The sequence below is a fragment of the Streptomyces sp. NPDC001450 genome (assembly GCF_053597295.1).
The window spans coordinates 1-22944 of the sequence record NZ_JBSFHY010000009.1 but is presented as its reverse complement, the minus strand read 5'-3'; the positions used below and the strand labels follow the sequence as shown (position 1 = coordinate 22944).

Genomic DNA, 22944 nt, shown 5'->3' with positions numbered 1-22944 from the left:
CTCCTCAAGCTTCCTGGATGGCCTGGGTCAGGTGGTCCACGAGGTGGGCGATCGTCGGCTCGTTGAAGAGCACGTTGACGTTGATCGACAGGTCCAGGAGCTGCTCCAGGCTCTGCCGTATCTCGGTCAGCCGCAGCGAGGTGAGGCCGAGATCGAAATAGCTGACGTCGAGGGGGAGATCCTCGGAGTCGTCCATGAGAAGTACTGCCTTGAATTTCTTCAGGACGATTGACTCGATTTCTTCGGCGAGTTCACTGCGCGGCAGATCGCGCAACCGCTGGATCGTGCTGTCGACAGGTGGCATGCGGTCATGCAAGCAAGGCCGGCTGACGCCCCGCTGACAGCTCCGAGAGCGCTCCCGTGGCTTGATCGGCGCGGTCAGTCACGTGTCAGCGCGGGGTCAGATTCCGCTGTCAGGCTCGCATTGCTTCAAGAAATCCACACGCCATATCCGAAAGGCTGAAGATGCTTCGCGAAGCCGCGCAGGAGGAGAGTGCTGAGGCACCTTCCGGATTGAAGAGTTACGACCTCTACATCGCGGGCAAGGACGTCGCCGGGGACGGGTGGGTCTACACCGTCAGCGGGCGCTCCCTGCTGGAAGACGTTTTCACGAGCGTCACCCTGAAGCGCTCGCTCGAACAGGACCCGGAATCCGACGCGGCCAAGCACCCCTATGTCGTCGGGCGCTGCGCGATCGCGGACGACTCCGCCATCGACCTGGCCACCCAGGCGGCCGCCGCGGCCGCCCCCGACTGGGCGGCCGTACCGCTGGAGCGGCGGATGCAGCTGGGTACCCGCTTCCGCGAGGAACTGATCAAGCACCAGGACGAGTTCCTGCGCATGCTGGTCGCCGAGTCCCACCCCGTGAAGCTGGCCCGCTGGGAGCTGAGCTGCCTGCTGCAGATCTACGCCCCGGGCTCCCTGCGCTGGTACCTGAAGCAGATGCGGGTCGAGAAGGAGTACAACGGCCGCAAGCTGATCCTGCACCGGCAGCCGGACGGCGTGGTCGCCTTCAACCCGCCGCAGAACGCCCCGCTGCCCAGCACCGCCCTGTGCGTGCTGGCCCTTATGGCCGGCAACGCCGTGGTGGTGCGGGCGCCGCGCAGCATCGCGCTGTCCACCATGTGGCTGCTGCGCGACATCGTCGCCCCGCTGCTGGAGGAGATCGACGCGCCGGCCGGCGTGCTCAACGCGGTGTGTTCCAACCCGAAGCAGACGATGGACCGCTGGATCGCCGACCCGCTGATCAACGACATCTTCTACATCGGCGGCAGCCAGGAGGGCCTGCGCTTCGAACAGCAGTGCGTGGCGCACGGCAAGAAGCCGATCCTCGAACTCGCCGGCAACGACGGCATCGTGGTGTGGAAGGACGCCAACGTGAAGTGGGCGGCCGAGGCCATCACCGAGGCGTTCTACGGCTCCGGGCAGATCTGCATGGTGCCCAACTACGTGCTGGTCCACCCCGAGATCGCCGAGGCGCTGATCGCGGAGGTCAAGGAGCAGGTCAAGGGCATCAAGCCGGGCCTGCCCGAGGAGGAGGACGTGCTGCTGTCGCCGGTCAGGCGCAGCGAGCGCTTCTTCCGGCTGCTGCGGCAGGCGATGGACAACGGCGCCGAGCTGGTCACCGGCGGCAACCGCACCGAGGTCGACGGCACGGTCTCCGAGACGGGTGTCTTCCTGCAGCCGACGGTGGTGCGGGTGGACGGCCTGGACCGGGCCCGGACCTATGACGTGGTCCGCGAGGAGACGTTCTTCCCGCTGATCCCGATCGTGGTCGCCGAGCGCGACAACGACGACGCCCTGCTGGAGGCGTTCCTGCAGTTCGTCAACAGCAACGACTACGGGCTGCGCAACTCCCTGTGGTCGCGCTCGGACCACGTCATCGAGACCTTCGTGCGCCGCGTGGTCAACGGCGGCCTGCTCAAGGTCAACGACTCCCACATCGGCTTCCTGCCGTACCTGCCGAGCCACGGCGGCACCGGCCGCACCGGCGGCGCCTTCGGCGAGGCCAACTACCCGATGCTCAAGACCTCCCACGTCCAGGGAGTCAGCATCGCCCGCGACGTGAGCCCGTACGACGCGGTCTTCGGCGCCTGACCACACCCAGTCCTGCGGAGGTTTTCCGTGCGTTCCCTCGATGCTGCCCGGACCGTCTGCGAGCGGTTCCACCCCGGACTGCTCAAGGAGCTGGAGCAGATTCCGTATGCCGAGCGGGAGCGGCCCGGCAGCCCGGTGATCGACCTGTTCCGCATCCACGGCGGGGTCGGTCTGCTGATACCCGAGGCCTACGGCGGCCACGGCGCCGCCCCGCTCGAGGCGCTGCGGGTCCAGCTCGCCCTCGGCGCGCTCTCGCCGTCGCTGGTCGCGGCCGTGTCCATGCACCACTTCACCGCCGCCATGCTGTACTCGCTGGCGGTCAAGTCGGGCCGGCTCACCGCCGCGCAGACCGACCTGCTGCGCCGGATCGTGCCGGACCAGCAGGTGCTGGCCTCCGGCTGGTCCGAGGGCCGTACCGCGCAGAACATCCTGAAGCCGGCCGTGACCGCGCGTCCGGTGGAGGGCGGGTTCCTGCTGTCCGGCTCGAAGAAGCCGTGCAGCCTGTCGGGTTCGATGAGCCTGCTCACCGCGTCCATCGCCATCCACGGCGAGGAGGGCGGCGAGCCGGAGCTGGCGCTCGCGCTGGTGCCGGCGGACGCGCCCGGCATGTCCGTGCACCCCTTCTGGGGCAACGACCTGCTGGCCGGCGCGGAGAGCGACGAGGTGCGTCTGGAGGACGTGTTCGTCCCGGCCGAGATGGTCGTCCGGGCCGGCGCCGACGATCCCACCCGCCTCGACGACCTGCAGTCGGCCGGGTTCGTCTGGTTCGAGATGCTGATCTCCGCCGGCTACGCGGGCTCCGCCGCCGCCCTGGTGGAGCAGGTGCTGGAGCGGCAGCGGGGCAGCGCCGAGGAGCGGGCCGCGCTCGCCGTCGACATGGAGGCCGCCCTCGCCCTGCTGGAGGGCGTGGCCCGCGGGACCGGTCCCGAGCCCGGTGACGAGGAGTCGGTGGCGCGGGTGCTTGTTGCCCGGTACGCCGTGCAGAACGCGCTGCCGGGCATCGTGGCCCGCGCGCTGGAGCTGCTCGGTGGGCTGGACTTCATCAACAACTCGGCGAGCGCGCAGGCCGCTGCCGCTACTCGGGCGCTGGCCTTTCATCCGCCGTCCCGTATCGCTGCCGCGGAGCCGCTGCTCGCGTATTTCGGCGGAGGCGCACTGGTCCTGGCGTAAAGCTCGGCAGGCGGAGCTGGGCGGGCGACTGCGGGTCCGTCGTGGCTGGTCGCGCCCACGCGGCGGAGCCGCATATCGACAGGGCCCCGCGCCCCTTGGGGGCGCTGCACCCACCGACCTTATGACCACCCCCCTTTGGAGTGAGCGACACGTGACCGTCATCCAGGAATCCCCCGAAGTACCGGTGGCTTCGGCCGTCGACGACGAGGCGGAGATCCTCAATCTGTACCGGGCCCACCTCAGCAAGGGCCGGGCCACGCTCGCCGAGTTGTTCGGCAGTCACATGGAGGTGGCGTCGGAGGGCGCCTGGCTCACCACCAGCGACGGTGAGCGCTTCCTGAACGCGGGCGGCTACGGCGTGTTCATCATGGGCGCCCGGCACCCGATCGTCATGGAGGAGGTGGAGCGCCAGCTGCGCACCCACCCCACCGCGACCCGCATCCTGCTGGAGCCGACGGTGGCCCGCGCCGCCGAGGCCCTGGTCTCGGTGCTGCCGCCCGGACTCGACCGCGTGCACTTCGCGCTGTCCGGCGCGGAGGCGGTGGAGACCGGTCTGAAGCTGGCCCGCGCGAACGGCTTCAAGCGCACCATCTCGATGCGCGGCGGCTACCACGGCAAGACCCTGGGCGCCCTGTCGGCGACCGCGAAGGACGTCTACCAGGCGCCGTTCCGCCCGCTCGTGCCCGACTTCCAGCACCTGCCGTTCGGCGACGCCGACGCCCTGGAGGCGGAACTGCGGGCGCATCCGGGCGAGGTGTGCGTGATCCTGGAGCCGGTGCAGGGCGAGGGCGGGGTGATCATCCCGCCGAAGGGCTACCTCAAGCGGGTCGAGGAGCTGGTACGCGAGTACGAGGGCTTCCTGATCCTCGACGAGGTGCAGTCCGGCTTCGGGCGGCTCGGTGAGTGGTGGGGCGCCGACATCGAGGGCGTCGTCCCGGACGTCCTGCTCACCGGCAAGGCGCTCGGCGGCGGGGTGATGCCGGTGTCGGCGGCCGTCGCCACCCGCAAGGCGTTCCGCCCCTTCGACAAGGACCCCTACGTCCACACCGCCACCTTCTCCGGGCAGCCGGTGCTGATGGCCGCCGTGCAGGGCGCGATCCGGGCCGTCAAGGAGGAGCGCCTGGTCACCCGGGCGATGGACCTCGGTGCCCGGCTGCTGCCGCGGATCGCGGAGGTCGCCCACCGCAACATCCCCGAGCTGGTCGTGGACGTGCGCGGCCGGGGCCTGCTCATCGGCGTGGAGCTCGTGGAGGCCGGCCTGGCCGGCGAGCTGCTGATCGAGCTGTTCAACCACGGCGTGGTCGCCAACCACTCCATGAACGGCAGCTCGGTGGTGCGGTTCACGCCGCCCGCCGTGCTGGACGACACCGACGTGGACTTCCTCGTCAACTCCTTCGACCTGGCCACCCGCGACCTCATCCGGGGCGCGGCCAAGATGCCGGAAGGCGGTAACTGATCGTGCGGCACGTCGAACTCGATGCCCTGATACCCGCGGAGCAGGCCGAAACGGTCCTGCACGCCGTACGGCGCTGGGAGAAGTACCCGGACCTCGCGCCCCACGTCAACGCGACCACCGTGCACGCCTCCTACCCCGACCCGAAGGCCTCCTCCAGCTGGGAGCTGCACTTCCGCAGCGGCCTGCTGCGCTGGACCGAGGACGACACGGTGCTGCCGGAGAGCGGCGAGATCCGCTTCGAGCAGTCCGACGGCGACTTCGACTCCTTCTCGGGTACCTGGTCGGTCCAGCAGGACGGCGCCGACGTCACCGTCCGCTTCGACGCGGACTTCGACTTCGGCATCCCGAGCCTGGAGGGCATCCTCGATCCGATCGCCGAGCGGGTCATCAAGGAGACCGTCGCCTGGGCGCTGACCGGGCTGTACCCGGCCGTGCGGATCCAGGGCGGCATCGCACTCACCGAGCCCGCCGCGGTCGGCGCCCAGTAGCCCGCCGAGGAGCTGACCATGGACCAGGCGAACCCCTTCGAGACACCGCGCACGTACTCGCTGCACCGCGCCGAGTACCTGGTGGGCCTCGCCGTCACCACCGGCCTGATCGTCTACCACTTCGGCGACATCCGCTGGCTGCCGGCGCTCGGACTGTTCCTCTACATCGACCTGATCGGCTACATCCCCGGCGCCATCGCGTTCAAGAAGAGCGGCGGCCGGCCGATCCACAAGGCGTACTACGTCCTCTACAACGTCATGCACAGCCTCATCACGCAGGGCGCGGTGGCCGCGCTGTGGTGCTGGCTGGTCAGGCCCGAGTGGGCGCTGCTGGTGCTGCCGTTCCACCTGTTCGGCGACCGCGGTCTGTTCGGCAACTTCATGAAGTCCTTCGCACTGCCCTTCGAACCGGTGCGTCAGGAGGGCTATCTGCGGCTGCTGGACGACCTGGGCCTGCCCCACCCGAAGCCGGTCGGGCACGCCATGGACCCGGTGCCGGTCGGGCACGTCCCGGCGCGGCCGGTCGTACGGGAGACGGAGGCCGTGCGATGACCACCGCGACCGGCGTACGGCGGACGGTCCGGCAGGACCCGGCCGAACGCCGCCGGGCCCTGTACCACCTGGCGTCCCCGGTGTCGGTGCTGACCACCGGGCCCGAGGACCGGATGCACGGCACCACCGCGAGCACGGTCACCCTGGTCTCGCGCTCCCCCCTGCTGGTCGGTGTGGCACTGCGGGCGGGCTCGTCCTTCGCCCGGCTGGCCGCCGCCGAGGGCCGGTTCGCGATCAACGTGCTCGGCGGCGACCAGGCCGACGTGGCCCGGCGGTTCGCCGACAGCGGCCGGCCCGACGGTGACGAGGCCTTCGCGGGCCTGGCCTGGACGGCGGACCGCTACGCGCACGCCCCGCTGATCGCGGGCGCGCTCGCCCACTACGTCTGCCGGTTCCACTCCGCGCACGCGGCGGGGGACAGCGAGCTGCTGCTCGGGTACGTCGTCCGCGCCACCGCCGACACCGGGCGGCTCCCCCTGTTCAGTTACGCCGGCGGGCTGTTCGCCGGCTCCCTGCGCCCGGCGAAGGAGGCCGCCGCATCATGAGCGCACCCGTAGCACCCGAGGCCGACTGGGAGAAGGCACCCGGTCTGCTGGACGGCGCGAAGGAACTCACCCTCGGCCCCGAGGAGTGCGACCTCGCCTACTGGATCACCTCGGTGGCCCAGGGCACGCTGCGCGACCGCGGGGTGACCGGCCACCACGAGAACGCGATCACCCCGGACTTCCTCAAGGCGCCGGGCCCGTTGCGCGAGGCGCTGGTCCTGGAGTTCGGCTTCCGGGCACTGGCGGAGGAGCTGGCCACCCGGCTGCTCGGCCACTACGTCTGCGTCGCGCCCGGCATCCCGCAGATGGAGTTCTACGCCACCCAGCTGATCGACGAGGCCCGGCACGCCCGGGTCTTCCGCCAGCACCTGGTGGAGCTGGGCATCCCGGCGAGCACGCTGCTCAAGGACATCGACGAGATGGCCCGGGACTACCGCAAGCGGGTCCTGGACCCGGTGGTGGACTTCACCCTGGACATCGTCCGCGACCAGTCCGACTTCCCCGGCGGGGTGGCCGTGTTCGCCATCATCATCGAGGGCGTGCTCGCCCCGGCGGCCGAGCTGAGCGAGCGCAAGTGGACACCGCTGTCCCCGGCGACCGGCGAGATCTCGCGCGGCACCGCGATCGACGAGATCCGCCACCTCACCGTGGCCAGCACCATCCTGCGCGACCACGTGATCGAGCACCCGGAGTACAAGCCGCGGCTGCTGGAGATCCTGCGCGCGGGCGTGAAGCTGTGGGACGAGATCCCGGACCGGGAGTTCGTCATCCACCGCGAGGAGCTGTTCCAGGAGGGCATGTTCCAGCATGCCGACAAGATCGGGGACTACGAGATCTGGCCGGGTGTCCGGCTGCTCGACACCACCGCCGAACAGCGCTACGACATGGCCGAGCAGTGGACCGACGAGATGGCCGAGGTCCGCATGGACTACATGGGCCTGCCCGTCGGCGTCCTCGCCTCGGAGGCCGGCGCATGAGCACCGGGCGGGCCGCGGTCGTCACCGGCATCGGGTCGTACGTCCCGCCCAACGTGGTGACCAACGACGACCTGGCCGCCCGCCTCGACACCTCCGACGCCTGGATCCGGTCGCGCACCGGGATCGCCGAGCGGAACTTCATCTCCCCGGGCACCTCCACCGGCGATCTGGCGGTGGAGGCCGGCCTGAGGGCGCTGAAGTCGGCGGGCGACGAGCAGGTGGGGGCGGTGGTGCTGGCCACCACCACCCCGGACCAGCCCTGCCCGGCCACCGCACCGCAGGTGGCCGCGCGGCTGGGGCTCGGGCAGGTGCCCGCCTTCGACGTGGCGGCCGTCTGCTCCGGGTTCCTGTACGGCCTGGCCTCGGCCGCGGGGCTCATCGCGGCCGGGATCGCGGACCGGGTGCTGCTGATCGCGGCGGACGCCTTCACCACGATCATCAACCCCGAGGACCGCACCACCGCGGTGATCTTCGCGGACGGCGCGGGCGCGGTGGTGCTGCGCGCGGGCTCGGCCGCTGAACCCGGTGCGATCGGCCCGCTGGTGCTCGGCAGCGACGGCGAGCTGAGCCATCTGATCGAGGTCCCGGCGGGCGGCTCCCGGCAGCGGTCCACCGGCCGGCCGGCCGCCCCGGAGGACCACTACTTCCGGATGCTCGGCCGGGACACCTACCGGCACGCGGTGGAGCACATGACCGCCACCTCCACGGAGGCGGCCGAGCGGGCCGGCTGGCGGCTGGACCACATCGACCGGTTCGTGGCGCACCAGGCCAACGCCCGGATCCTGGAGGCCGTTTCGGACCGGCTCGGCATCCCCGCCGAGCGGCAGCTGAGCAACATCGCGCGGGTCGGCAACACCGGCGCCGCCTCGATTCCGCTGCTGCTCGCCGAGGCCACCGCCGAGGGCCGGCTCGCCGCGGGCCACCGGGTGCTGCTCACCGCGTTCGGCGGGGGCCTGTCCTGGGGTGCCACCACCGTCGTCTGGCCGGAGCTGCAAACCATCTGACCGTTCGTCAGTCACTCATATCGATTCAGCGGTACGCGGGGCGCGTACACCTTCGAAAGGAACCGACATGCTGGAGCAGCTCAAGGAAATCCTGTCCAACAAGCTCAAGGTGTCGCCCGAGTCGATCACTCCGGAGGCCACCCGGGAGGACATCGAGCTGGACTCGCTGGCCGTGGTGGAGCTGTCGCTGCTGCTGAAGTCCGAGCTGGACCTGGACATCAGCGACGACGACCTCCTGGAGGCCGAGACCGTGGGCGACATGGTCCGGCTCATGGAGGAGCGGAGCGCGAAGGTCTGATGGCCGGGATGGACATCGCCGTCACCGGGCTCGGCCTGGTCACCCCGGGCGGTATCGGGGTCGGGCCGAGCTGGGCGGCGGTCTGCGACGGCAGGCCGGCCGCCGCCCTCGATCCGGTGCTGACGGACAACCCCGTACAGATCTCCTGCCGGGTGCCGGACTTCGACCCCGAGATCCTGCTGAGTGCGCGGCGGGCCCACCGCCTGGACAGGTTCGTGCAGTTCGCGCTGGTCGCCGCGCACGAGGCGGTGGCCGACGCGGGCCTCGACCCGCAGACCTGGGACGGCGCACGCGTGGGCGTCGTGCTGGGCTGCGCCGACGGCGGTCCGGGCACGGTCGAGGAACAGCACCATGTGCTGCGCGAGCACGGCGCCGACCGCGTGTCGCCGCTCCTGCTGCCCATGCAGCTGCCGAACATGCTGGCCGGTCAGACGGCCATCGAGTTCGGGGCGACCGGACCCAACCTGGTGGTGGCCACCGCCTGTGCCTCGGGCGCGACCGCCATCGGGACCGCCCGGGACCTGCTGGCGCTCGGCCGGTGCGACATCGTACTGGCGGGCGGCAGCGAGGCCATGATCACCCCACTGGTCATGGCCGGGTTCGCGCAGATGGGCGCGCTCTCCAAGCGGCACGACGATCCGGCGGCCGCGTCCCGCCCGTTCGACGTGGACCGCGACGGCTTCGTCGCCGGTGAGGGCGCGGGGATCCTCGTGATGGAGCGTGTCGCGGACGCCCGCGCCCGCGGTGCGCACATCCACGGCCGGATCATCGGGTACGGCGCGACCGCCGACGCGCATCACATGACGTCGCCGCATCCCGACGGTGCGGGGATCGAGGCTGCGGTGCGCGCGGCGCTGGCCGATGCGGGTGCCGATCCGGACGACGTGCAGCACGTCAACGCCCATGGGACTTCGACTCCGTTGAACGATCTGTCGGAGGCCCGGATGATCCAGCGGACCCTGCGTGGGGATCCGGTGGTCACGTCCACGAAGGGAGTCACCGGTCATCTGCTGGGTGCCGCCGGCGCGGTCGAGGCCGCGTTCGCTGTGCTCAGCGTGGAGCACGAGTTGATTCCGCCGACCGCCAACCTGGTCATGCCTGATCCTCGGATCGAGGTCAAGTTGGCCCAGACCGTCACTGAGATGCCGATCGACCTGGCGTTGAGCAATTCGCTGGGGTTCGGTGGGCAGAACACTTCGCTCGCCATCGCACCTGCCTAGTCCGGTTGTTCGGCGGGTGCGGGCCGTCCTGGGCTGGTCGCGCCCACGCGGCGGAGCCGCACAGGCAATGCAGCCCCGCGCCCCTACAGGGCGCTTTCACAGCCGTCCGCTGAGCAGCCTCCGCGGGCGGCTGTTCCCCGTCCCCCTCCTCTTCACTGCTCTGGAGTCTCCATGTCCACCAGCGGTTCCCCACCCCGGTCCGGCCGGCTCGGTACCGGGCACATCCTGTTCCTGATCGTCGCCGCCGCGGCCCCGCTCTCCGCCATGGTCGGCACGGTCCCCCTCGCGTTCGCCTTCGGTGACGGAGCCGGGGTGCCGGCTGCCTTCCTGTTCGCCGGGGTCACCCTGCTGTGCTTCTCGGTCGGGTATGCGGTGAGTGCGCGTCGTACCGGAGGCTCGGGCGGGTTCTACGCCTCGGTGGCCGACGGGCTCGGGCGGCCGCCCGCGGTCGCCGCCGGGTATGTCGCCCTGCTGTCGTACAACTGCGCGACGATCGGGCTGGCGGGTGCGCTCGGGTACTTCACCCACCTGGTCTTCGCCGCCCACGGGATGACGGTGTCCTGGGAGTGGTGCGCGGCCGTCGGGCTGGTGCTGACGGCCGTCCTCGGCTACCGGGAGATCGCGCTCAGCGCCCGGGTGCTGGCCCTGCTGATGCTCGGCGAGATCGGCGTGCTGGCCGCCCTGGACGTGGCGATCCTGGCCCGGCACGGACTGCACGCGCTGCCCACCGCCTCGTTCTCCCCGCACGTCGCGGCCGGGCACGGCGTCGGTGTCTCGCTGATGTTCGCGTTCGTCTCCTTCATCGGCTTCGAGTCGGCCGCCCTGTACGGCAAGGAGGCGAAGGACCCGCGGCGCAGCGTGCCCCGGGCCACCTACGCGGCCGTCGTCCTGATCGCCGGTTTCTACGCCCTCACCAGCTGGCTGGCGGTCGGCGCGGTCGGCAGCGACAAGGTGCGCGAGGTCGCGGGCAGGCAGATGGGCGATCTGTTCTTCGTGCTCGGCGACGACTTCCTCGGCAAGGCGGGCAGCACCGGGCTCCAGGTCCTGCTCTGCACCAGTCTGTTCGCGGCGACGCTGGCCCTGCACAGTGCCGCCAACCGCTACGCCCAGGTACTCGCCGAGGACGGTCTGCTGCCGCGCGGGCTGGCCGCCGAGCACCCGCGCCACCGCTCCCCGCACCGGGCCAGCCTCGCGCAGAGCGCGCTGACCACGCTGGTCGTGGGCGGTTTCGCCGTCGCCGGTCTCGACCCCTACGCCGATCTGACCACCAGCATGCTCGGTCTCGGCACCCTGGGCATCGTCGCCCTGCAGGCGCTGGCCGCGCTGTCCGTGCTCGGGCTGCGGCTGCGGGGCGGCGGCGGGCACTGGTGGCGGGAACTGCTCGCCCCGCTGCTGGGCTTCGCCGGCCTGGCCGCCTCGGTGTGGCTGGTGGTGGGCAACTTCGACATGCTGACCGGCTCCCCGTCCAAGGTCATCGCCGCGCTGCCCTGGCTGCTGCCGCTGGTCGCCCTGGGCGGCCTGCTGTACGCGGCCCGCCTGCGCTCGGCCCACCCGCTCCGCTACCGCCTGCTCGGCACCCGGCACACCGCGACCGCCGTACCGGAGCAGTCCCCCGCCTCCTCCCCCGCCCTGTCAGGAGACCGCCATGCATGATCCCAACGAGCTGATCGAGGCCGGTCCGGACGCCGTACGACGCCTGGCGCGCCGCCGCTACGACCTCGACCTGGACGCCCTGAGCACCGCGCTGCACGCCCGCTCGGCCACCCAGGCCGAGGTGACCCGGCTGCGCACGGAGCTGAACCGCACCGCCAAGGCCCGCCGCTCCGGCCCGCCCACCGAGGCGGAGAAGGAGGCCGCACGGGCGCTGCGCGCCGAGGTGCAGCAGGCCGAGGGCGCCGCCCGCACGGCCGCCGGCGAGCTGACGGAGCTGCTGCTCGGCATCCCCAACCTCCCGCTGGACACGGTCCCGGACGGCGACTCGGAGAAGGAGGCCGTGGAGATACGGCGCGGTGGTCCGGCCCCGCGCCCCTCGGCCGGCGCCCGGCACCACGCGGAGATCGGCGAGGCCCTCGGCATCCTCGACTCCCCCGCGGCCGCGGGGCTCTCCGGCGCCCGCTTCAGCGTCTCGCACGGCGCCGGAGCCCGTCTCGAAAGGGCCCTCGGCAACTTCTTCCTCGACCTGCACACCCGCGAGCACGGCTACACCGAGCAGTCGGTGCCGTTCCTGGTCAGCCGCGACACCATGACCGGCACCGGGCAGCTGCCCAAGTTCGAGGAGGACCTGTTCCGCACCCAGGTCGGCGACCGCGAACTGTTCCTGATCCCGACCGCCGAGGTCCCGCTGACCAACCTGGTGGCCGGACAGCTCCTGGACGCCCGGACGCTGCCGTACGCGTTCACCGCCCGCACCCCCTGCTTCCGCGCCGAGGCGGGGGCGTACGGCCGTGACACCCGGGGCGTCCTGCGTCTGCACCAGTTCGAGAAGGTGGAGCTGGTACGCGTCTGCGCCCCGGAGGAGGCCCAGGAGCAGCTGGAGCTGATGGTCTCGCAGGCGGAGGAGTGCCTGCGCCGGCTCGAACTCTCCTTCCGGACCGTGCTGTTGCCCGCGGGCGACATGGGCTTCTCGGCGCGGATGACGTACGACATCGAGGTCTGGCTGCCGGGCGGCGGCTCCTACCGGGAGATCTCCTCGGTCTCCGACTGCGGCACCTTCCAGGCCCGCCGCGCCGACATCCGGGTCAAGCGCGCCGACGGCCGCAAGACCCCGGCGGCCACCCTGAACGGCTCGGCCCTCCCGATCGGCCGCACGGTCGCCGCGCTGCTGGAGCAGGGCGTCCAGGAGGACGGGTCCGTGCTCCTGCCCGAGGCGCTGGTGCCGTACACCGGCTTCCGGCGCATCCTGCCGGACGGGTCCACCGAGTAACGCCCGTAAGAGGAACCAGGAGTTGAGGTTGCCGAAAAACCCGCCCGCCCCGCCCGAGGCCTGCGGTCCTCCGGCGGGGCGGGCGCCCTGGCATCACAGCGTCGCGGTCGTCCCCTCCCCGGACCCGCTGCCGGCGAGCCACTCGTCCCATCCCAGGTTGAAGTCGGCGTAGCCGTTGTCGGCCGGGGCCTTGGCGCGGGTCGAGCCGGTGATGGTGACGGGGTCGCCCTGCTTGACCTGCTGGTAGAACCACTTGGCGTCCGACATGGACAGGTGGACGCAGCCGTGCGAGCCGCGGGCGCTGCCGCTGCCCGGGTTGGGGTCGCCGGTCGAGAAGTGCACGTACGTGCCGGACTGGGTCAGGTGGACGTCCCAGGGCAGCGTCAGGTCGTAGTAGTTGGGGCTGCCCTTGTCGCAGCTGATGCCGACGCTGCAGGAGGTCATGTGGACCTTCTCCTGCTTGTCGATGACGGCCATCGTGCCGTTCCACGTCGGATACTGGGGGCTGCCCGCGTTGATCGACAGGGTGCGCACCGCCTTGCCGTTCCGGGACACCTTCATGGTGTGGCCGGTCACCGAGACATCCGCGCGCACGTCGTCGCCGACCGTGAAGGTGTGCGTGTAGGCGCGCACGCCGTAACGTCCGGCTCCGTTGCTGACGCCCTTCATGTCGGCGTCGATCTTCACCTTCGTGCCGGAGGGCCAGTACGTCTTCGGTCGCCAGTCGGCGCGCTTGTCGCCGAACCAGTGCCAGGCGCCGGCCACCGGCTGCGAGGCGCTCACCTTCATGTGCTTCTCGACCGTGGCCCGTGCCTTCGCCGCCACCGGGTTCGTGAAGACCACCGAGATCGGCATGGCCACGCCGACCGTGGATCCCGTCTGCGGGGTGATCGTCTCCAGCAGCATGGGCGGACCCGCGGGCTTCGTCGGCGACGGAGAGGCGCTCGCGCTCGGCTTGCCCGACGGCTTCGCGTCGTCCCCGCTCGCCTTGTCACTGTCGCCCCCGCCGCAGGCGCTCGCGCCCACCAGCACCGCAGCCGTGACGAATGCGATCCCTATGCCGCCCTTGCGCCGTCCCACGACCTGCCCCCGCTCTCTCGTTCTTCGGCCCTGCCAGGCCCGGCTCACTGTCAGACAGCGTAGGCGTGCGCCGCAGTTGCGCGCGTCGTGTAAAGCGTGTGTCAAAACTCGGGGCGCATCCCGACCGGGTCGGCTCTTTCCGGGTGCAGGGCTCCGGGAGGCGGGATCGAGGTGTGCGGCCACGATCCCCGCCCCTTTGTGGCCCGTGGTTCACGCGCCCATCATGTGCACCCCGCCGTCCACGTGGACGACCTCGCCGGTGGTGCGCGGGAAGAAGTCCGACAGCAGGGCCACGACCGCGCGGGCGGCCGGGTCCGGGTCGGTGAGGTCCCAGCCGGCCGGGGCCCGCTCGGTCTCCCAGACGTCGGCCAGCTGCGAGAAGCCGGGGATGGACTTGGCGGCCATGGAGCGCAGCGGGCCGGCCGCGACGAGGTTGCTGCGGATGCCGCGGGGGCCGAGGTCGCGGGCGAGGTAGCGGCTGGTGGACTCCAGCGCCGCCTTGGCCACGCCCATCCAGTCGTAGTGCGGCCAGGCGACCGTCGCGTCGAAGGTGAGACCCACGACCGAGCCGCCGCGCCGTTCCAGGAGCGGCAGGCAGGCCGTGGTGAGGGACTTCAGGGAGTACGCCGACACCTGCACGGCCGTCGACACGTCGTCCCAGGTGCCGTCCAGGAAGGAGAAGGCGCCCAGGGGGCCGTAGGCGATGGAGTGGACCACGCCGTCGAGGGAGTCGACGTGCTCGCCGACGCGGTCGGCGAGGGTGTCCAGGTGGGCCTGGTCGGTGACGTCCAGCTCGATGACGGGGGCGGGCTTGGGCAGCCGGGACGCGAAGCGCTCGATGAGGGTCAGCCGGCCGAAGCCGGTCAGCAGGACCTCGGCGCCCTCCTCCTGGGCGATCCGGGCCACGTGAAAGGCGATGGAGGCGTCCGTGACGACCCCGGTCACCAGGATCCGCTTGCCGGCGAGGATGCCGCTCATGCCACCGACACCCCCTTCGGCAGGGCGCTGACCAGCGGGGAGTCATGGTCCTGGGGGCCGAGGGCGCTGCCGCCGCCGGGTGCGCCGAGGCTCTCGAAGAAGGCGGCGTTGGAGGCCGCGTGGTCGTCGCCCCACTCCTCGGGCAGGTCGTCCTGGAAGTAGATGGCGTCGACGGGGCACACCGGTTCGCAGGCGCCGCAGTCCACGCACTCGTCCGGATGGATGTACAGGGCGCGTTGCCCCTCGTAGATGCAGTCCACGGGGCATTCGTCGATGCAGGAGCGGTCCTTGACGTCGACGCAGGGCAGTCCGATGACGTAGGCCATGCTCAACTCCTTCCGAAGTGCGATGGGTTCACCGGACCGGTCGGCCGGTGGTGCGCTCGCCGAGGGTCAGCACGGTGGCGGCGAGAAGGGTCATGGCGGCGGCGATGACGGCGAACAGGGCGCCGGGGCCGTGCGCCTCCAGAACCGGGAGCAGTACGAACGGCAGTGCGGCGGCGCTGAGTTTGGACAGCGAGTAGGCGGCGCCGGAGGCGGTGGCCCGGATCGCGGTGGGGTACTGCTCGGACAGGTAGACGTGCGAGACGCTGGAGAACACGTTGCTGCACAGGGTGTAGGCGAAACCGCAGGTGACGATCAGCTCGGCCGAGCCGGCGTAGGCGAAGCCGAGTCCGGCCAGGACCATGGCGGCCGCCGACAGCGCGATCAGGGTGCGCCGCTCGACGCGGTCCACGACGGGCAGGGCGAGCGCGGAGCCCACCGGGTAGCCGAGGAAGGACAGCGCCGTGAAGCCGAGGCCGGCGACGACGCCGTAGCCCTTGGCGGCGACGATCTGCGGGGCGAGTGTGCCGAAGCCGTAGTAGCCGACGACCGACAGCACGCAGAACAGCCAGAGGACGAGGGTGCGGCGCAGCATGCCGGAGCGGAGGACGTCCCGCAGCCGGGACTCCTCGGCCACCGGGGCCGGTTCGGCCGGCGCGGGCGTCTCCAGCGGCAGTCCGCGGCCCGCCGCCTCCGCCTCCATGCGGTCGACCAGCCGCTCGGCCTCCGCGGTCCGGCCGGTCGCGGCCAGCCAGCGCGGGGACTCGATCAGCTGCCGGCGCAGCACCCACACCACGGCCGAGCCCAGCGCGCCGAGCACGAACAGCCAGCGCCAGCCGGCCACGCCCAGCGGGGTCAGCGGCACCAGCCACAGCGCGGCGAAGCCCACCGCGGGCACTCCGCAGAAGGCGAGGGTGTAGGCCCAGGCGATGAACCGGCCGCGCTTCTTCGCGGGCAGCACGTCGGCCAGGTAGCAGTCGGACAGGGCCTGTTCGGCGCCGATTCCGATCCCGGCGAGGAAGCGGGTGACGATCAGCCACGTGGCGTTCGGGGAGAAGGCGCCGAGCAGCGAGAACACCGAGTAGATGGCGAGGTTGACGAGGAAGGCCCGGCGCCGGCCGAACCGGTCGGCGATCCGGCCGAGCGTCAGGGAACCGATGAACTGGCCGACGAACACGGAGGCCAGGACGAGTTTGAGCGAGGTGGCGCCGAAGCCGAAGCCGCTCTGCAGCACTTTGCCGATGGTGCCCGACAGGTTGTTCTCGAAGGTGTCGAAGAACAGGCCGACGCCGATGACCGCGGTGAGTCTGCGGTGCAGGGGAGTGATCGGCATACGGTCCAGGCGGACCCCGATCGGGGCGGGAGCGGTGACACCGCCCGCCGCCGCGGTGGTCTGGGACATGGGGCTGGCTCCTTTGGGGACTCCTTGCGAACGCCCCCGTCGCTCCTCGGAAGGAACCGCCCGGGCCGCCGGCGGGCCCGGGCGTGCGGCCCGGGGGCCGGAATGTGGGGGGTGTGGGGGAAGCAGCGGTGTGAGTAAGGGAGGTGGGGGAGGTCAGGCCGCCTCTTCCATGGCCCGGCGGCGGAGCTGCTCCTCCACGTCACCGCGCCGCACGGGCGCGCTGACCTCGTGCAGGTAGGAGGCGACCTCGCGGTACGAGGCCCAGAACCCGACCTCGTGGTACGGCACCCCGCGCTCGGCGCAGTACTCCATCGTCAGCTCCCGGGCCCGCCCCAGGTTCTTCTGCGGCATGGCCGGGAACAGGTGGTGCTCGACCTGGTAGTTGAGGCCGCCGTAGAGGAAGTCGACCAGCCAGTTGGGGCGGATGTTGCGGGAGGTGAGGACCTGGCGCTCCAGCCAGTCCAGGGTCTCCTCCTCGCCGTCGCGGACCTCCATGCCCTTGTGGTTCGGGGCGAAGATCATCCCGAAGTAGACGCCCAGGGCGGCGTGCTGGACCAGAATGAAGGCGACCGCGAGGCCCGGGGACAGGACGGTGAAGACGAGGCCGAGGTAGACGGCTGCGCGCAGCAGGATCAGGAAGGTCTCCAGGGCCGGCCGCTTGGTCTTGCCCTGGACGATCGACAGGACCGCGGTCCTCAGCATCTTGAAGCCCTCGAGCACCAGCAGCACGAAGAACAGCACGCTCTGGTAGCGCACGACGAACTTCTGGGTGCCCTTGCGGCTCGGGTACTGCTTGATGTCGAAGATGGCGGTGCGCCGGCCGATGTCCGGGTCCATGTCCAGGTGGTTGGGGTTGGAGTGGTGCCGGTTGTGGTGGTTGACCCACCAGCCGTAGCTGACCCCGTTGACCAGGTTGGCGTGGATGTAGCCGACCGCGGAGGCGGCCCTCTTGCTGCGGAACATCGCCTTGTGGCCGGCGTCGTGCCACATGAACGCCGACTGGCCGCCGCACAGGCCCATCCACAGGGCCGTGACCAGCTGCCACCAGGAGTCGCCCAGCTCGAAGAAGGCTGCGAACCCGAGCAGCAGCAGGGCGGTGTTGAGGACCAGCTTGCCCACGTAGTACCGGGGGTCGAGGTCGAGGAGACCCTCGGCCTTGACCCGTTTGAGCAGTTCGGCGAAGGTCGCCGAGGCACCGGTGCGCTGCCCGGCGCCGGCGCCTCCACCGGCGGCGAGTGCCCCGGCTTCTTGTATGTGCGGACGCTGCATGCGTTGCTCTCCTTGGGAGAAGTGCCCGGATCGGGCGGCGGCGCCGCTGCTGCGCGGACCTGCGGGCGCCGCGAGTCGACAAGGCTCCCGCGTGCGGTCACCGTCGCGGGTCGGGTCCTGTCGTCAGACTCCCGTCGTCTTCCCGGAGGGCGGCAGGCGGGAGTCTGACGACAGGGCCCAGTGCCCGCCCGGCGGACCGAGGAGACGGGAGCACAGTGCGGTACTCCCGGGCCCGGACCGCCGGGCGAACGTGTGTCCAGCGTTCCGTGGAGCGCTGATGTGGCACTGATGTCCCTCTGATCGGACGTGCCGTGCCGGGTTCAGGCAGCCGCCCCGGCGCTCAGCCGCTCGTCCAGGGCGCGGACCACCGCGTCGGCGGCCTCGGCGACCGCCTGGTCGTCGGGGGCCCCGATGACGGCCATCAGCTGCTCGACCATGGCGTGCTGGAGTTCCTCGGTGGACTGGCTCATGTCGTCGTCTCCTTGGGGTGAGGGGGGTCAGAAGGCGTTGCAGGCACGGAAGATGTGCGCGAAACCGGGCAGCGAGGCCTGCGGCCCGTCGAAGGCGACGTACTCGGGAATCAGCACGTCGGGGGCCCACTTCTGCTTGTACGACAGCTGCGTCTGCGCCGGGTACAGCGCCGCGCCCTCGGCCCACAGGGCATGCATCAGCCATTGGAACGCGGGGCTGTGGCCGTCGAGTTCGTGGCCCGCGTCCAGGCCGGTGAACGGCGTGAACCCGAAGTGCAGCCACTCGACGCCCTCGGCCCGGAACACCTCGATGGCGTGCGCGTTGATGGCCTCCATCAGGCCCGGGGAGCCCTCGGGGACACGGCGGCTGAGGTCGTGCATCCAGCCGGCCCGGCTGCCGTAGACCGGCGAGTACGAGATGTAGGCGACCGGCGCGCCGTCGATGGTGCCGGTGAAGAGCCGCCGGTGCGCCTGGGCCGCGCCGCCGATCTGGCCGACGAGGAACTCCAGTTGCTGGGCGCCGCCCTTGGAGCCGAGCCAGGCCCGGTCGATGGCGGCGATGGCGTCCTGCACGTCGGCCGCGTCGACCTCCTGGACCTGCAGGCCGTTGCGGTGGGCGCGGGAGATCTTGTTGCGCAGCTGCATGAACTTGGTGCCGCGCAGGGTGAACTCGGGGAGGCTCACCGCCCAGGACGCGCCGACCTGGTTGACGGTGAAGCCGAGCGCGGCGTAGCGCTCGGCGTCGCTGCGCTGGAGCTGGACGCCGACGAGGGTGAGGCCCTCGTCGCGGACGTACTTGCGGAAGGCCTCGAGGAGGGTGCCGTAGTCCTGCTCGGCGGCGAAGGGGCCGCCGAACTGCACGGCGTGGCGGCCGGTGCGGCGGTAGACGACGACACCGTCCGCGTCCGGGACGGTGAAGACACTGTTTCCGCTGTTGAGCGCCAGGAACGAACTCGGGTTCTCGCTTGCCGTGTGGGCCCGTATCGCCTCGAGAACCGGGTTGTCCGTGCTGGTTTCGGTGGTGGTCGCGGTCATTCCCGTACCCCTTTCGGGAGCGTTTTCCATCGAAGGGAGTACAGCACCGAGAGGATGCCCGGGAAAAGGGCCACAAGGAATTCATTGCCAGTGTCAGAAGCGTGTCAGCATTCCGTCAGCGAGTGATGCCATTGTGGTTCCAGACCGGAATTCCGTACGCGGTGATCCTGAATTCACCACTCGTCGCACGGAACGAACTTTTCCCACCCGGTGCTGCGCCAACGGCGGCTCGGCACCGGTCCCCCAGGACCGCCGGCCGCCCCCCGTCCCGGCGGAGCAACCGCCCCGGCGGGCCGTCCAGGAAGCAGACGCCCGCCGGGGCGCGGCGCGTTCGGTCACCCTTCCTTCACCGCAGCCCGACCCCGTAAAGAAACACCTTCGCCAGGAATTTTCACCAAGGGGGGAAGACATGCTGAGGTTCTCCATTCTCGGGGCACTGCAGATACTCACCGCCGTCGGCCCGGCGGACATCTCCGGCGATCTGCAACGCACCCTGGTGCAGACGCTGCTGGTCAGCGAGGGCCAGCCGGTGTCCGGGGAGAGCCTGGCCGAGGCGATGTGGGGGGACGCCGTCCCCGACAACCAGGCCAACGCCCTCCAGGCCCATGTCAGCCGGTTACGCCGCAGACTCCGTGACCTGGAGCCGGACCGGCCGGCCTCCCGGGTGACCATGCACCCCTCCGGCTACCGGCTCGGCATCGGGGAGGGCGAGCTGGACGCGGCCGAGTTCATCAGGGCGGTGCGGCTGGCCGAGTCCGCCGCGCCGGACGACGCGGCCCGCACGGCACGGCTGCTGGGCGACGCGCTCGGGATGTGGCGCGGCCCCGTCTTCGGCGGGTTCGCCGGCGGGACGCTGTGCCAGCTGGCGGGCGCCCGCTACGAGGAGTACCGGATGCGGGCCATGGAGCTGCGCTTCGACGCCGAGCTGCGGCTGGGCCGGCACGCATCCGTGCTCGCGGAGCTGACCGAGGCGCACACCAACCACCCCTTGCGGGAACGCTTCTGCGAGCAGCTGATGATCGCCCTGTACGGCTCGGGACGACAGGCCGACGCCCTCGACGTCTTCCGCCGGATGCGCCGCCACCTCGACGACGAGCTGGGCATCCAGCCCTCCCCCGCCCTGCGCCGGGTGGAGAGCGCCATCCTCTCCCACGACCCCGCCCTGACCGGCGACCTGCGCCTGCAACCGGTCTGAGAACCGGTCGACTTGAGGGAGGAGCGAGTCGAACCGCGTAAGCAGTCCGTCAGTCACCGGTCAGTCCGCCTTGGCACGCTCGACGGGCAAGTGGAATCAGACCCCCTACCTTCGGAGGCCCCATGACCACGAGCCAGACCCCGGCACACGCGGCGACGCATACGCCCACCCGTGTCGCCGCGGCGCGCCCGTTACGGACCTTCCTCGCGCTGGACGCGGCCGTTACCGCCGCCAACGGCCTCATCTACCTGCTCGCCGCGGGCCCGGTGGGCGATCTGCTCGGACTCGGCACCGGGTTCCTGCGGGGCATCGGCGTGTTCCTCACGGTGTACGGCGGCCTCGTGGCGCTGCTGGCGAGCCGCCCGGTGCCGAGCACGGCCGCCACCAAGGCGGTCATCGAGGCCAACGCGCTGTGGGCGGTGGCGTCCGTCGCCACCGCGCTCTTCGGCTGGTTCGGCCCGAACACCGTCGGCACGGTGTGGACCGTGCTGCAGGCAGCGGTCGTAGGGGCGTTCGCCGTACTCCAGTCGAGCGGGCTGCGCCGGCTCGCTGACTGACGTTCCGTCACTTCAGGAATCAGGGGGAGACATGAGGTCCCACGTCGAGGAACTGGCCGGCATACGCGAGAGCGTTCTCGCCGGCCCCGGTGAGAAGGCGACCGCCGCCCAGAAGGCCAAGGGCAAGCTCACCGTGCGCGAACGCATCGGCCTGCTCCTCGACGAGGGCTCCTTCCAGGAGGTCGAACCGCTGCGCAGGCACCGGGCGACCGGATTCGGCCTGGAGGCGAAGAAGCCGTACACCGACGGTGTCGTCACCGGCTGGGGCACGGTCGAGGGCCGTACCGTCTTCGTCTACGCCCATGACTTCCGGATCTTCGGCGGTGCGCTGGGCGAGGCCCACGCCACCAAGATCCACAAGATCATGGACATGGCCATCGCGGCGGGCGCGCCCCTGGTCTCCCTGAACGACGGCGCGGGCGCCCGCATCCAGGAGGGCGTCACCGCGCTCGCGGGCTACGGCGGCATCTTCCGGCGCAACACGGCAGCGTCCGGTGTCATCCCGCAGATCAGCGTGATGCTCGGCCCGTGCGCCGGAGGTGCCGCCTACAGTCCCGCGCTCACCGACTTCGTGTTCATGGTCCGCGAGACGTCCCAGATGTTCATCACCGGACCTGACGTCGTCAAGGCGGTGACGGGCGAGGAGATCACCCAGAACGGCCTGGGCGGCGCCGACGTGCACGCGGAGACCAGCGGGGTGTGCCATTTCGCCTACGACGACGAGGAGACGTGCCTGGAAGAGGTCCGCTACCTGCTGTCCCTCCTCCCCCGCAACAACCGCGAGAACCCGCCCGCCGTGCCCTGCGACGACCCGGCCGACCGCCGCTGCGAGACGCTGGCCGACCTGGTACCGGTCGACGGCAACCGGCCGTACGACATGGCCAGGGTCATCGAGGAGATCGTCGACGACGGCGAGTACCTGGAGGTCCACCAGCGCTGGGCGCGGAACATCATCTGCGCGCTGGCCCGGCTGGACGGCCAGGTCGTCGGGATCGTCGCCAACCAGCCGCAGGCCCTGGCCGGCGTCCTGGACATCGAGGCGTCCGAGAAGGCGGCGCGCTTCGTGCAGCTGTGCGACGCGTTCAGCATCCCGATCGTCACCCTGCTCGATGTGCCCGGCTTCCTGCCGGGCGTCGGCCAGGAGCACGGCGGCATCATCCGCCACGGCGCGAAGCTGCTCTACGCCTACTGCGACGCGACCGTGCCCCGCATCTCCCTGATCCTGCGCAAGGCCTACGGCGGCGCCTACATCGTCATGGACTCCCAGTCGATCGGCGCCGACCTCACCTACGCCTGGCCCACCAACGAGATCGCCGTGATGGGCGCGGAGGGTGCCGCGAACGTCATCTTCCGCCGCCAGATCGCCGAGGCCGACGACCCCGAGGCCAAGCGTGCCGAGCTGGTCAAGGAGTACAAGGCCGAGCTGATGCACCCGTACTACGCGGCCGAGCGCGGCCTGGTGGACGACGTCATCGACCCCGCCGACACCCGCCGCGTCCTCATCGGCGCGCTGGCGATGCTGCGCACCAAGCACGCCGAGCGTCCCGCCCGCAAGCACGGCAACCCCCCTCAGTGACGGAGGTCCCCATGTCCGTATCCCCCACAGCCCCCATCCGCGTCGAGAAGGGCGAGGCCACGGAGGAGGAGCTGGCCGCCCTCGCGGTGCTGCTGCTCAGCCGTACCGCCCTGGCCGGGTCCGGCGCCGAGCCCTCCTCCCCGGGCACCACGTCCTGGCGCCCGCACGCCTTCCACGCCCCCCACAGCTGGCAGCGCTCCTGACGACCGCCGCCGCGCCGAGCGGCCCGGCACACACCGGACACGTGTGCCCCACGTCCTCGCAGGTCGCCAGGGTGTCGAGGGCGACGACCTGGACGCGCGGGGTCAGCACGTTCTCCGCGGTGAGGT

The 22944-nt window shown here is 71.1% G+C and carries 24 protein-coding genes; 16 read left to right on the top strand and 8 right to left on the bottom strand.

The genetic code is table 11. The annotated features are described in order from the left end of the window. Positions 1-4 precede the first annotated feature (4 nt). Positions 5-304 carry an acyl carrier protein gene (locus ACWC5O_RS12050; RefSeq protein ID WP_097251870.1) on the bottom strand — a complete coding sequence of 100 codons (300 nt, stop codon included), beginning with the start codon at positions 302-304 and terminating at the stop codon, positions 5-7. A gap of 161 nt (positions 305-465) precedes the next feature. Between ACWC5O_RS12050 and ACWC5O_RS12045 the strand changes: the two genes are divergently transcribed. From ACWC5O_RS12045 to serS, 12 genes are all read left to right on the top strand, one after another. Beyond that, a complete protein-coding gene (locus tag ACWC5O_RS12045; RefSeq protein WP_450586500.1) occupies positions 466-2097 on the top strand; it encodes an aldehyde dehydrogenase family protein in 1632 nt (543 codons plus the stop codon). A gap of 27 nt (positions 2098-2124) precedes the next feature. Continuing rightward, complete coding sequence (locus tag ACWC5O_RS12040; protein ID WP_450586499.1) at positions 2125-3267, top strand: acyl-CoA dehydrogenase; 1143 nt, start codon at positions 2125-2127, stop codon at positions 3265-3267. Between the two features lie 151 nt (positions 3268-3418). Next, on the top strand, positions 3419-4723 hold the full coding sequence (locus tag ACWC5O_RS12035; protein ID WP_450586497.1) for an aspartate aminotransferase family protein: 1305 nt from the start codon (positions 3419-3421) through the stop codon (positions 4721-4723). A gap of 2 nt (positions 4724-4725) precedes the next feature. Then, complete coding sequence (locus ACWC5O_RS12030) at positions 4726-5211, top strand: type II toxin-antitoxin system RatA family toxin (RefSeq protein ID WP_450586495.1); 486 nt, start codon at positions 4726-4728, stop codon at positions 5209-5211. A gap of 18 nt (positions 5212-5229) precedes the next feature. Beyond that, positions 5230-5763 carry a hypothetical protein gene (locus ACWC5O_RS12025; RefSeq protein ID WP_450586493.1) on the top strand — a complete coding sequence of 178 codons (534 nt, stop codon included), beginning with the start codon at positions 5230-5232 and terminating at the stop codon, positions 5761-5763. Next, on the top strand, positions 5760-6308 hold the full coding sequence (locus tag ACWC5O_RS12020) for a flavin reductase family protein (protein ID WP_450586491.1): 549 nt from the start codon (positions 5760-5762) through the stop codon (positions 6306-6308). The genes ACWC5O_RS12025 and ACWC5O_RS12020 overlap by 4 nt, the downstream gene beginning before the upstream one ends. After that, on the top strand, positions 6305-7285 hold the full coding sequence (locus tag ACWC5O_RS12015) for a VlmB-like protein (RefSeq protein WP_450586489.1): 981 nt from the start codon (positions 6305-6307) through the stop codon (positions 7283-7285). Before ACWC5O_RS12020 ends, ACWC5O_RS12015 begins: the two co-directional genes overlap by 4 nt. Further along, a complete protein-coding gene (locus tag ACWC5O_RS12010; RefSeq protein WP_450586488.1) occupies positions 7282-8289 on the top strand; it encodes a beta-ketoacyl-ACP synthase III in 1008 nt (335 codons plus the stop codon). Before ACWC5O_RS12015 ends, ACWC5O_RS12010 begins: the two co-directional genes overlap by 4 nt. Positions 8290-8356: 67 nt before the next feature. Then, positions 8357-8587 carry a phosphopantetheine-binding protein gene (locus tag ACWC5O_RS12005; RefSeq protein ID WP_020942802.1) on the top strand — a complete coding sequence of 77 codons (231 nt, stop codon included), beginning with the start codon at positions 8357-8359 and terminating at the stop codon, positions 8585-8587. Then, the gene (locus ACWC5O_RS12000) at positions 8587-9807 is read left to right on the top strand and encodes a beta-ketoacyl-[acyl-carrier-protein] synthase family protein (RefSeq protein WP_450586486.1); all 1221 of its coding nucleotides are present in this window, start codon (positions 8587-8589) and stop codon (positions 9805-9807) included. The genes ACWC5O_RS12005 and ACWC5O_RS12000 overlap by 1 nt, the downstream gene beginning before the upstream one ends. A gap of 171 nt (positions 9808-9978) precedes the next feature. Further along, positions 9979-11460 carry an APC family permease gene (locus ACWC5O_RS11995; protein ID WP_450586484.1) on the top strand — a complete coding sequence of 494 codons (1482 nt, stop codon included), beginning with the start codon at positions 9979-9981 and terminating at the stop codon, positions 11458-11460. Continuing rightward, entirely contained in the window at positions 11453-12730 is a 1278-nt protein-coding gene (serS, locus tag ACWC5O_RS11990; protein ID WP_450586482.1) for a serine--tRNA ligase, read from the top strand. The genes ACWC5O_RS11995 and serS overlap by 8 nt, the downstream gene beginning before the upstream one ends. Positions 12731-12823: 93 nt before the next feature. Here serS and ACWC5O_RS11985 read toward each other — a convergent pair whose 3' ends face one another. The 7 genes from ACWC5O_RS11985 to ACWC5O_RS11955 all read right to left on the bottom strand — a co-directional run bounded on the left by ACWC5O_RS11985 (position 12824) and on the right by ACWC5O_RS11955 (position 19287). Continuing rightward, a complete protein-coding gene (locus ACWC5O_RS11985; RefSeq protein WP_450586481.1) occupies positions 12824-13810 on the bottom strand; it encodes a L,D-transpeptidase in 987 nt (328 codons plus the stop codon). Between the two features lie 210 nt (positions 13811-14020). Further along, entirely contained in the window at positions 14021-14788 is a 768-nt protein-coding gene (gene fabI, locus ACWC5O_RS11980) for an enoyl-ACP reductase FabI (protein ID WP_450586480.1), read from the bottom strand. Continuing rightward, positions 14785-15114, bottom strand: a complete 330-nt coding sequence (gene fdxA / locus ACWC5O_RS11975) for a ferredoxin (RefSeq protein ID WP_450586478.1) — start codon at positions 15112-15114, stop codon at positions 14785-14787. Before fdxA ends, fabI begins: the two co-directional genes overlap by 4 nt. Before the next feature lie 28 nt (positions 15115-15142). Continuing rightward, a complete protein-coding gene (locus ACWC5O_RS11970; RefSeq protein WP_450586477.1) occupies positions 15143-16513 on the bottom strand; it encodes an MFS transporter in 1371 nt (456 codons plus the stop codon). Between the two features lie 153 nt (positions 16514-16666). After that, positions 16667-17782 (bottom strand): fatty acid desaturase family protein, encoded by a 1116-nt coding sequence (locus tag ACWC5O_RS11965; protein ID WP_450586475.1) that lies wholly within the window; start codon positions 17780-17782, stop codon positions 16667-16669. Positions 17783-18102: 320 nt separating this feature from the next. Then, a complete protein-coding gene (locus tag ACWC5O_RS11960) occupies positions 18103-18252 on the bottom strand; it encodes a hypothetical protein (RefSeq protein ID WP_450586474.1) in 150 nt (49 codons plus the stop codon). A 27-nt stretch (positions 18253-18279) separates the two neighbouring features. Continuing rightward, complete coding sequence (locus ACWC5O_RS11955; protein ID WP_450586472.1) at positions 18280-19287, bottom strand: DUF2156 domain-containing protein; 1008 nt, start codon at positions 19285-19287, stop codon at positions 18280-18282. A gap of 409 nt (positions 19288-19696) precedes the next feature. On the opposite strand from ACWC5O_RS11955, the gene ACWC5O_RS11950 reads away from it, so the two are divergent. The 4 genes from ACWC5O_RS11950 to ACWC5O_RS11935 all read left to right on the top strand — a co-directional run bounded on the left by ACWC5O_RS11950 (position 19697) and on the right by ACWC5O_RS11935 (position 22818). Beyond that, entirely contained in the window at positions 19697-20482 is a 786-nt protein-coding gene (locus ACWC5O_RS11950; protein ID WP_450586470.1) for an AfsR/SARP family transcriptional regulator, read from the top strand. 122 nt (positions 20483-20604) lie between these two features. Further along, a complete protein-coding gene (locus ACWC5O_RS11945; RefSeq protein WP_450586468.1) occupies positions 20605-21039 on the top strand; it encodes a hypothetical protein in 435 nt (144 codons plus the stop codon). 31 nt (positions 21040-21070) lie between these two features. Next, positions 21071-22615, top strand: coding sequence for an acyl-CoA carboxylase subunit beta (locus ACWC5O_RS11940; protein ID WP_450586466.1), 1545 nt, complete (start codon positions 21071-21073; stop codon positions 22613-22615). An 11-nt stretch (positions 22616-22626) separates the two neighbouring features. Next, positions 22627-22818, top strand: coding sequence for an acyl-CoA carboxylase epsilon subunit (locus ACWC5O_RS11935; protein ID WP_097251889.1), 192 nt, complete (start codon positions 22627-22629; stop codon positions 22816-22818). The last annotated feature ends 126 nt before the right edge of the window (positions 22819-22944 follow it).

Coding starts and splice junctions, on each gene's coding strand:
- ACWC5O_RS12015 (WP_450586489.1), top strand. CDS start 6,305: ATGAGCGCACCCGTAGCACCCGAGGCCGACTGGGAGAAGGCACCCGGT.
- ACWC5O_RS11970 (WP_450586477.1), bottom strand. CDS start 16,513: ATGTCCCAGACCACCGCGGCGGCGGGCGGTGTCACCGCTCCCGCCCCG.
- ACWC5O_RS11945 (WP_450586468.1), top strand. CDS start 20,605: ATGACCACGAGCCAGACCCCGGCACACGCGGCGACGCATACGCCCACC.
- ACWC5O_RS12025 (WP_450586493.1), top strand. CDS start 5,230: ATGGACCAGGCGAACCCCTTCGAGACACCGCGCACGTACTCGCTGCAC.
- serS (WP_450586482.1), top strand. CDS start 11,453: ATGCATGATCCCAACGAGCTGATCGAGGCCGGTCCGGACGCCGTACGA.
- ACWC5O_RS11965 (WP_450586475.1), bottom strand. CDS start 17,782: ATGCAGCGTCCGCACATACAAGAAGCCGGGGCACTCGCCGCCGGTGGA.
- ACWC5O_RS11955 (WP_450586472.1), bottom strand. CDS start 19,287: ATGACCGCGACCACCACCGAAACCAGCACGGACAACCCGGTTCTCGAG.
- ACWC5O_RS11935 (WP_097251889.1), top strand. CDS start 22,627: ATGTCCGTATCCCCCACAGCCCCCATCCGCGTCGAGAAGGGCGAGGCC.
- fdxA (WP_450586478.1), bottom strand. CDS start 15,114: ATGGCCTACGTCATCGGACTGCCCTGCGTCGACGTCAAGGACCGCTCC.
- ACWC5O_RS11940 (WP_450586466.1), top strand. CDS start 21,071: ATGAGGTCCCACGTCGAGGAACTGGCCGGCATACGCGAGAGCGTTCTC.
- ACWC5O_RS11995 (WP_450586484.1), top strand. CDS start 9,979: ATGTCCACCAGCGGTTCCCCACCCCGGTCCGGCCGGCTCGGTACCGGG.
- ACWC5O_RS12000 (WP_450586486.1), top strand. CDS start 8,587: ATGGCCGGGATGGACATCGCCGTCACCGGGCTCGGCCTGGTCACCCCG.
- ACWC5O_RS11960 (WP_450586474.1), bottom strand. CDS start 18,252: ATGAGCCAGTCCACCGAGGAACTCCAGCACGCCATGGTCGAGCAGCTG.
- ACWC5O_RS12050 (WP_097251870.1), bottom strand. CDS start 304: ATGCCACCTGTCGACAGCACGATCCAGCGGTTGCGCGATCTGCCGCGC.
- ACWC5O_RS12020 (WP_450586491.1), top strand. CDS start 5,760: ATGACCACCGCGACCGGCGTACGGCGGACGGTCCGGCAGGACCCGGCC.
- ACWC5O_RS12005 (WP_020942802.1), top strand. CDS start 8,357: ATGCTGGAGCAGCTCAAGGAAATCCTGTCCAACAAGCTCAAGGTGTCG.
- ACWC5O_RS12045 (WP_450586500.1), top strand. CDS start 466: ATGCTTCGCGAAGCCGCGCAGGAGGAGAGTGCTGAGGCACCTTCCGGA.
- ACWC5O_RS12010 (WP_450586488.1), top strand. CDS start 7,282: ATGAGCACCGGGCGGGCCGCGGTCGTCACCGGCATCGGGTCGTACGTC.
- ACWC5O_RS11950 (WP_450586470.1), top strand. CDS start 19,697: ATGCTGAGGTTCTCCATTCTCGGGGCACTGCAGATACTCACCGCCGTC.
- fabI (WP_450586480.1), bottom strand. CDS start 14,788: ATGAGCGGCATCCTCGCCGGCAAGCGGATCCTGGTGACCGGGGTCGTC.